5 protein-coding genes are annotated in these 7,811 nt (G+C 73.2%); all 5 read right to left on the reverse strand.

What is annotated here, in order from left to right:
• Window positions 1-183: 183 nt before the first annotated feature.
• The gene (locus tag VGB14_03645; GenBank protein ID HEX9992000.1) at window positions 184-1,134 is read right to left on the reverse strand and encodes a prolipoprotein diacylglyceryl transferase; all 951 of its coding nucleotides are present in this window, start codon (window positions 1,132-1,134) and stop codon (window positions 184-186) included.
• Window positions 1,131-2,519 (reverse strand): glucose-6-phosphate dehydrogenase, encoded by a 1,389-nt coding sequence (gene zwf / locus VGB14_03650; protein ID HEX9992001.1) that lies wholly within the window; start codon window positions 2,517-2,519, stop codon window positions 1,131-1,133. Before zwf ends, VGB14_03645 begins: the two co-directional genes overlap by 4 nt.
• Entirely contained in the window at window positions 2,516-3,388 is an 873-nt protein-coding gene (gene gnd / locus VGB14_03655; GenBank protein HEX9992002.1) for a decarboxylating 6-phosphogluconate dehydrogenase, read from the reverse strand. Before gnd ends, zwf begins: the two co-directional genes overlap by 4 nt.
• Before the next feature lie 43 nt (window positions 3,389-3,431).
• Window positions 3,432-5,000, reverse strand: coding sequence for a hypothetical protein (locus VGB14_03660; protein ID HEX9992003.1), 1,569 nt, complete (start codon window positions 4,998-5,000; stop codon window positions 3,432-3,434).
• 56 nt (window positions 5,001-5,056) lie between these two features.
• A partial coding sequence (locus VGB14_03665) for a lamin tail domain-containing protein (GenBank protein HEX9992004.1) occupies window positions 5,057-7,811 on the reverse strand: 2,755 nt, incomplete at its 5' end.

Below are 7,811 nucleotides of genomic sequence, written 5' to 3' on the forward strand. Positions count from 1 at the left end.
CGGTCACCCGCTCCTGGCGCGGCGGCGCCCCCACCTCATGTCGCCGGGACCGCCCGCTCCGCGCTAGTCGACGGCCCCGTCCGTCGCTCGCCGGGCCGCCCGCTCGGTCACCCGCGCCGGGCGCGGCGGCGGTCCCCTCTCCTGCTCGCCGGGACCGCCCGCTTCAGTGCGGCGGCGGGCCGGTCAGTCGGTCGCCGGGGCGGCCCGCTCGGGGCGGGGCGACGGCTCGGACGGCGCCGGCTCGGCCGCGGCGACCGGCTCCCCGTGCTCGTCCCCGTCCCCGTCCTCGGCGAGCCCGGCGGCCGCCCTCGCCGCCTGGCGCTCGGCCCGGCGGGCCAGGGTGGTTGCCGTCTGGCGGCGCTTGCGCACGAGCAGCCAGACGCCGATCGGCACCATGGCCAGGCACATCCACTGCGCGCCGGTGAGGCCGAGCGTCTCCTCGTCGTAGGCCCGCAGGAAGTCGGTGAGGAACCGGGCCACCCCGTACCACAGGACGAACACGCCGACCGCGGTCGCCGGGGCGGCCTCCGGGCGGCGGCGCAGGATCAGCCACAGCACGACGGCGAGGGGGACGAGGAACAGGATCTCGTAGAGGGCGGTGTTGTGGACGGCCTCGCCGATCACGGCCGGCTCCCGGGTGTCGCCGCCCTCGTAGCGGGTGGCGAGGAAGAACGAGGTCGGCGTGCCGCCGAGGTGCTCGCCGACGGCGTAGCAGCCGACCCGGCCGAGGGCGAGGCCGACGGTGAGGCCGAACGCGTACCCGTCGAGCATGCGGAACCGGGTCACCCGGTCCCAGGCCCGGAAGGCGGGCAGGCCGACGAGCACGGCGGCGATGAACCCGCCGCTGAACTGCAGCCCGCCCTCCCACACGGCGATCAGGTCGAGCGGCGAGTCGATCTCCGAGAGGTGGGTGAGGTCCCAGGTCAGCCGGGCGCCGATCACGCCGGCGACGACCATGCGGGTGGCGAGGCGGTAGGACACCTCCCGGTCCACCCCGTACCGCTCGCCGTGGCGGGCGGCCAGCACGGCCCCGACGAGGATGCCGAGCCCGACCATGAGCCCGAACGTCCTGATCGTCAGCGGGCCGAGGTCGATCGTGGGGAACGTCTCGTACGGGATGGCGGCGAGGGTCATGCGGGGCGTTCCTGCGGCGCGGGGTCGTGCCACCCGCCGAGGTCGTCGATCAGCCCGTCGGCCTCCGTCGGGCCCCAGGAGCCCTTGTCGTACAGCCGCACGGGACCGCGCCGGTCGAGCAGGGGCTCGACGATCCGCCACTGCTGCTCGAGCGCGTCCTCCCGGCCGAACCGGCGGGCGTCGCCCTCGACGGCGTCGCCGAGCAGCCGCTCGTAGGCCTCCTGCACGTCGCCGAAGATCCGCTCGTTCGAGATGGCGATGTCGACCGCCTTGGCCCTGATCTCGTCGCCGGCCTCCTTGGCGTAGAGGTGGACGGTGATGCCGCCGTCGTCGGAGAGCCGGAAGCGCAGGTGGTTCGGGTGCGGCGTGGGGCTGTCGTCCTCGGTGAACAGCAGGCGGGGCGGGGCGTTGAACTCCACGACGGCCTCGGTGGCGGTGACGGCGAGCTGCTTGCCCGCCCGGATGAGCCACGGCACCCCGCCCCACCGCCACGAGTCGATCTCGAAGCGGGTGGCCAGGTAGGTCTCGGTGTCCGACCCGCCCTGCACCCCGTCCTCGTCGGCGTAGCCCCGGTACTGGCCCCACACGGTGTGGTCGGGGTCGAAGGGCCGGACCTGGCGCAGCAGCTTCACGTACTCGTCGCGCAGGGCGTCGGCGTCGGAGGCCACCGGCGGCTCCATGCCGAGCAGGGCGACGATCAGCAGGAGGTGGTTCTGGACGACGTCGCGCAGGGCGCCGACGGTCTCGTAGAACTTCCCCCGGCCGTCCACCCCGAAGGACTCGGCCATCGTGATCTGCACGCTGCGGATGAAGTTGCGGTTCCAGATCGGCTCCAGCATGGAGTTGGCGAACCGGAACACGAACAGGTTCTCGACCGGCTCCTTCCCGAGGAAGTGGTCGATCCGGTAGATCGAGTGCTCGGGGAAGGCCCGGTGCAGGCACTCGTTGAGCTCCCGGGCCGAGGCCAGGTCCCGCCCGAACGGCTTCTCGACCACGACCCGGCCGCCCTCGTTGAGGCCGACCCTGGCCAGCCCGTCGACCACGTCGTCGAACAGCGCCGGCGGGATGCTCAGGTAGAACAGCGGGTGCTCGCAGCCCTCCAGGGCCGACTTCAGGGTGTCGAAGGTGGCGTCGTCGCGGTAGTCGCCCCTGACGTAGCGCAGGCGGGACGTGACCTTCCCGAGCACGTCCTCGTCGACCTTCGCCTTGGCCTCGATGGCGTCCCTCGCGTAGCCCCGCAGGTCGTCGTCGGACCACTCGCGGCTGGCCACCCCGACGACGGGGAGGTCGAAGCGGCCGGCCTCGGTCAGGTGGTAGATGGCCGGGAAGATCTTCTTCTTGGCCAGGTCGCCGGTGGCGCCGAACAGCACGACGGCGTCGATCACTGCTCGACCTCCACGGCGTGGCCGCCGAACTCGTGGCGGAGGGCGGCGACGACCTTCATCGCCGTCGAGCTCTCCTTCTGGGAGGAGAAGCGGGCGAACAGGGCCGCGGAGATGACCGGGGCGGGCACGCCGAGGCGCACGGCCTCGTTGACCGTCCACCGGCCCTCGCCCGAGTCCATCGCCACCCCGCGGATGCCCTCCAGGTGCGGGGTGCGCTCCAGGGCGGCGACGAGCAGGTCCAGCAGCCAGGACTGCACCACGCTCCCCCGGCGCCAGGCCGACAGGGCGGCGTGGGCGTCGATGCCGAGGCCGGACGCGTCGAGGATCTCGTAGCCCTCGGCGTAGGCCTGCATCAGCCCGTACTCGATGCCGTTGTGCACCATCTTCGTGAAGTGCCCCGTGCCCACCTTGCCGACGTGGGCGAAGCCGTCCTCCGGGGCGAGGTCGTCGAAGACGGGCTGGGCCATGGCCACGTGCTCGTCACTGCCCCCGACCATGAGGCAGTAGCCGTTCTCCAGTCCCCACACCCCGCCGCTGACCCCGGCGTCGACGAACCCGACCCCGCGCGCGCCGAGCAGCTCGCCCCGGCGGACCGAGTCGGTCCAGTTGGAGTTGCCCCCCTCGACGACGAGGTCGCCGGCGTCGAGGCGCTCGCCCAGCTCCCGGACGACGCCCTCGGTCGGGTCGCCGGCCGGGACCATGACCCAGACCAGCCGGGGCGGGTCCAGGGCGGCGACGAGGTCGGCCAGGGAGGCGACGTCGGCGGCCTCGCTGTGGGGGTCGAAGCCGACCACCTGGTGGCCGGCCCGCCGCAGCCGCTCGGCCATGTTGCCGCCCATCCGCCCGAGCCCGACCATCCCCAGCTTCATCGGACCAGTATGGGTCGCCGGCCCCGGCCGCTCCCCGGCGCGGTCACCGGAGCTCCTCGGCGAGCGCGTGCACCTCGTCGGCGCCCACCCGGGTGACCCGCAGCCCGCGGGTGCGCAGGGTCAGGTAGTCGCCCGCGGCTTGAGCCTGCTTCAGGGTGGAGAACCCGTAGGGCCGGCCCGGGATGGCGAGGTCCTCGTCGTCGTCGCCCACGACCTGCACGAACACCCCGGTCGGCGGGCCGCCCTTGTGGAGCTGGCCGGTGGAGTGGAGGAACCGGGGGCCGAAGCCGAGGGTGGTGGCGGCGAGGGTCCGCTGGCGGATCACGGTCCGCAGGAGGGCGAGGTCGTCGGCGACGGGGCCCTCCGGGTCCACGTAGGCCTGCACGGCCACGTAGTCGCCGGGCTGCACGGCCTCGAGCGCCTCGTCGAGGGGCTCGACGGCGATGTCGGGCAGGCCCTCGGCCAGCACCTTGGCCGTCGCCTCCTTGGCCTCGGCCACGTTGGGCTGGTCGAAGGGGTTGATGCCGAGCACCACGCCGCAGAGGGCGGTGGCCAGCTCCCACAGCAGCACGTGGGCGCCGAGCCCGAGCGGGTCGTCCTCCCAGGGCAGGACCACGACCGGGTGCTCCCGGTCGGCCAGGGCCTCGGCGAAGGGGTGCCAGCCGAGGCTGACGAACAGCCGGTCACGGCCGTAGTCCTCGTAGTTGCCGGGCTCCTCGCCGACCACCGGGACCACGCCGGTGCCGGACTTGCCGGTCGACTCGGCGAGGAGCTGCTCGACCCAGAGCCCGAACGACGAGATCTCCTCGGGGAGCAGCAGGGTGACCTTGTCGAAGCCGTTGCGGGCGCCGGCGCCGAGGATGGCGCCGAGGCGCAGCGCCGGGTTCTCGGTGGGGTCGCCGCCCGGGGCCAGGCCCTCCCGCATGACGGCCGCGGCGGCGAGCAGGCCGTCGACGTCGACCCCCTGGAGGGCGGCCGGCACCAGCCCGAAGTACGAGAGCGCGGAGTAGCGGCCGCCGATGTCGGCCCGGTTCTCGAACACCACCCGGAAGCCCCGCTCCCTGGCCAGGACGGCGAGCTCGGAGCCGGGGTCGGTGACGGCGCCGAAGCGGGCCGGGTCGTCCTCCCTCGCCCAGAAGTGGTCGAGGTGGCTGCGGGTCTCGACGGTCGTCCCCGACTTCGACGACGCCAGGAAGAACGTCGCGTCCTCGGTCGTGTCCTCCGCCACGCGGCGGACGGCGGCCGGGTCGGTCGTGTCGAGCACGCGGACCCGCAGGCCGCCGTCGCCGACCGGGAACGACCGGGCCAGCACCTCGGGGAACAGGCTGGAGCCACCCATCCCCATCACGACGGCGTCGGCCGCCCCCTCGCCGGCCAGGCCGGCGGCGAACTCGCGGAGGTCGCCGGCCCGCTCCTGCATCTCGCCGACCACGTGGAGCCAGCCGAGCCGGTCGGCCACCTCGGTGGGGTCGTCCTGCCAGAGGGTCGAGTCGCCGGCGAAGGCACGGGCCACGGCGTCGCGGGCGGCCAGGTCGGCCATCGCCGCGGTCGCCGCCTCCCGGAGCGGCCCGAGGAGCTCGTCGTCCCTGGGCTCGGAGGGGGATGAGGGCATGCGCCCATCATGGCGGGTGCGGCAGGGGCCGGAGACCCGGCCCCCGCCGCCACGCCCTACAGCTCGCTGCGGTCGAACCAGGCGATGGGCGGGTCGTGGTCCGACACGCTCGCCGACAGGTTCGGGTCGTCCTCGTAGAGGGTGCCGTAGCGGGCGTCGAAGTGGGCGATGTCCGCCTCGACGAACGCGCGCCGCAGGTTGCCGCCGACCATCAGGTGGTCGAGGACCTGGGCGTTGCCCTGGAAGATGTACGTCCAGCGCTCGGGCACGGGCAGGGTGAGCACGACGTTGCGGAGCGAGTGCGTCGGGCTCGACATGATGATCGTCACCGGGCTCGTCCCCTCGCCCGGCTCCGGGAACGGGAAGTCGTTGAGGTCCCCGCCGACGATCACGTCGATGCCCGGGTGGGCGGCGAACACGACGTCGTCGAGGTACTCGCGGACGTACTCGGCCTGGAGCTTGCGCTGGATCTCGCTCACCCGGGTGGGCGGCTGGTTGGTGCCGAACAGCGGGTCGTCGCCGCCCTTCGACGCCAGGTGGTTGACGATGACGACGATCGGCTCGCCGTCCACGGTGAGCTCGCCGACGAGCGGCTCCCGGCTGTCGTTGAAGGCGCCGAGCCCGTCGAAGACGTGCTCGTCGTCCGGCTTGGCCGGCGTGTTCCCGTCGCCCTCGGTGGTGAGGTAGTAGCTCTCGAGCGTGATGCCCCGGTCGGTCCGCCACATCAGCCCCTGCTCGATGCTGCGGTCGTCGGTGGCCTCCCGGCTCACGGCGTCGTACGGGCAGCCGAGGTCGGCCAGCCGCGGGATCACCGCCTGGGCGTTGGTGCCGAGCACCTCGCCCTCGGCGTCGCCGGTGAGCACGGTGGCGTTCTCGATCTCCTCGACGAGGAGGACGTCGGGGCACTTGAGCTCGTCGTGGACGGCGAGGGTGAGCTTGGACATCTTCACCTCGACCTCGGCGGCCGAGAGGATGGGGCTGTCCGCCTTGTTCGGGTCGTCCACCGCGTCCATGGCGTTCTCCATGTTGAACGTCACGACGCTGAGCTCCCCCGGGGCGGTGGCCCGCACCGCGTTGGCGCCCGGCGCCGGCGGCCCCTGGCGGAACACGATCGAGGCCTCGGGGTCGGTGTCGGGCTGGAGCCGGAACAGCGAGAACTGGTAGTCGACCACGCCGGTGAGGTCGTCGAGCAGGTCGCCGGCGGCCACGGCCACCTGGCCGGTCTCGCTGCCGGCGGTCACGACGCGGGTGTTGTCGCCGCCGCCGACCCTCGTCTCGTCGTCCACGGTGAGGCGCTCGGTGTTGTAGTCGACCTCGTCGCCGGTCAGCCGGCGCAGCACCATCACGCCGGTGGGCTGGTAGCCGAACCGGGGCTTGGCGTCGGGCCGGGCGACGACGGTGAACTCGCCGAAGGTGTTGGTCGGGCCGACGACGCGCGGGGAGTCGACGACGACCCGCATGCCCTCGAGCCGCTCCCAGTAGACGATGCCGGGCATCAGCCGCTGGTCGCTCGGGGCGTCCACGGGCACCGGGTTCGGCAGGGCGGCCGTGCCGGTGGGCTTGATGGTCGGCGCGGTCAGCTCGGTGATCGTGAGGTCGACGGTGCCGGACCGGCGGAACTCGGACACGAAGCCCTCGACGAGCAGCTTGTCGCCGACGGCGACGAGCGGGACCGATGAGGTGAACACGAACAGGCCGTCGGAGGTCGACGGGTCGCCGTCGCCGTCGGGGTCCTGGATGAAGAAGCCGTTGCCGAGCACCGAGGTGACCACGCCGCGCGTCGCGACCTGCTGGCCGACCAGCGGGGACGTGAGCGTGTCCTCGCCGTTGGTCTGGCCCTGGATGGCCATCGGGGTGATCACGTGGACCACCTCGACGTCGAACGTGCACGTCTCGGTCTGGGGCGTGGCGTCGTCGTTGGTGAAGGTGACCTCGACGACGTAGGTGCCGGCGGGGACGCCGGCGCTCACCGTGACGATGGCCTGGAGCTCGCCGCCGGGGCCGGCCGCCGGGTCGACCTGGGTGACCTCGATGGTGCCGGGTGACGGGTCGGGGGTGACGTCGGTGACGTCCGCGTCGACCACCGCGCTGTCCGGGTCGGTGGCCGTGACGTGCTGCTCACCGGGGTCGCCCTCCTCGACCAGCAGGTCCTCCCCGCAGTCGGCCGAGATGCCGCCCGAGTTGCAGGGCGTGTCGGGGGACTGGGTGTTCCGCGGGCTCGGCGTGGCGACGACGAAGTCGGAGGCGTTGTTGTTCGTGTCGAGGCAGCCGTCCTCCTTGCGGATGGCGGCGGTCGTGTTCGACAGCGTGCCGGTCGGGCCGCTGCCCTCGAACAGGTTGGCCGAGCCGTAGCCCACCAGGTCGACGACGTGGGCCAGCTGCGTCGCGCCGCACGGCGTGGCGGCGGCGCCGCAGTTGAGGCTCGTGGTGTCATCGACGAGGGCGACCTTGCCGGCCGAGCTGGACATGAAGATCGGGGTGGGGTCGACGAAGTCCGGGGTCGGCAGCGGCGAGCCGACGTTCGCGGTCGACGACTCCTGCACGAGGTAGTGCTCGCCGGGCGCCAAGGTGACGCTCGGCAGGTCGGTGATCCCAGAGCCGAAGTTGCCCGTGCTGCTGCCGTACTGGATCGACCAGCCCGTGAACGTCACCGGGCCGTCGCCCTGGTTGAACAGCTCGACGAAGTCGTGGGTGTAGGTGGCGCCGCTGTTGCCGCCGCCGCCGTAGACCTGGCTGATCACCACGTCGTCGGCCGGGGCCGCCGTGGCGGCGGCCACGGGCGGTGCCGCGAGCGGCAGGTAGCCGGCCGCG

The sequence above is a fragment of the Acidimicrobiales bacterium genome, assembly GCA_036399815.1.
GTDB lineage: Bacteria > Actinomycetota > Acidimicrobiia > Acidimicrobiales > DASWMK01 > DASWMK01.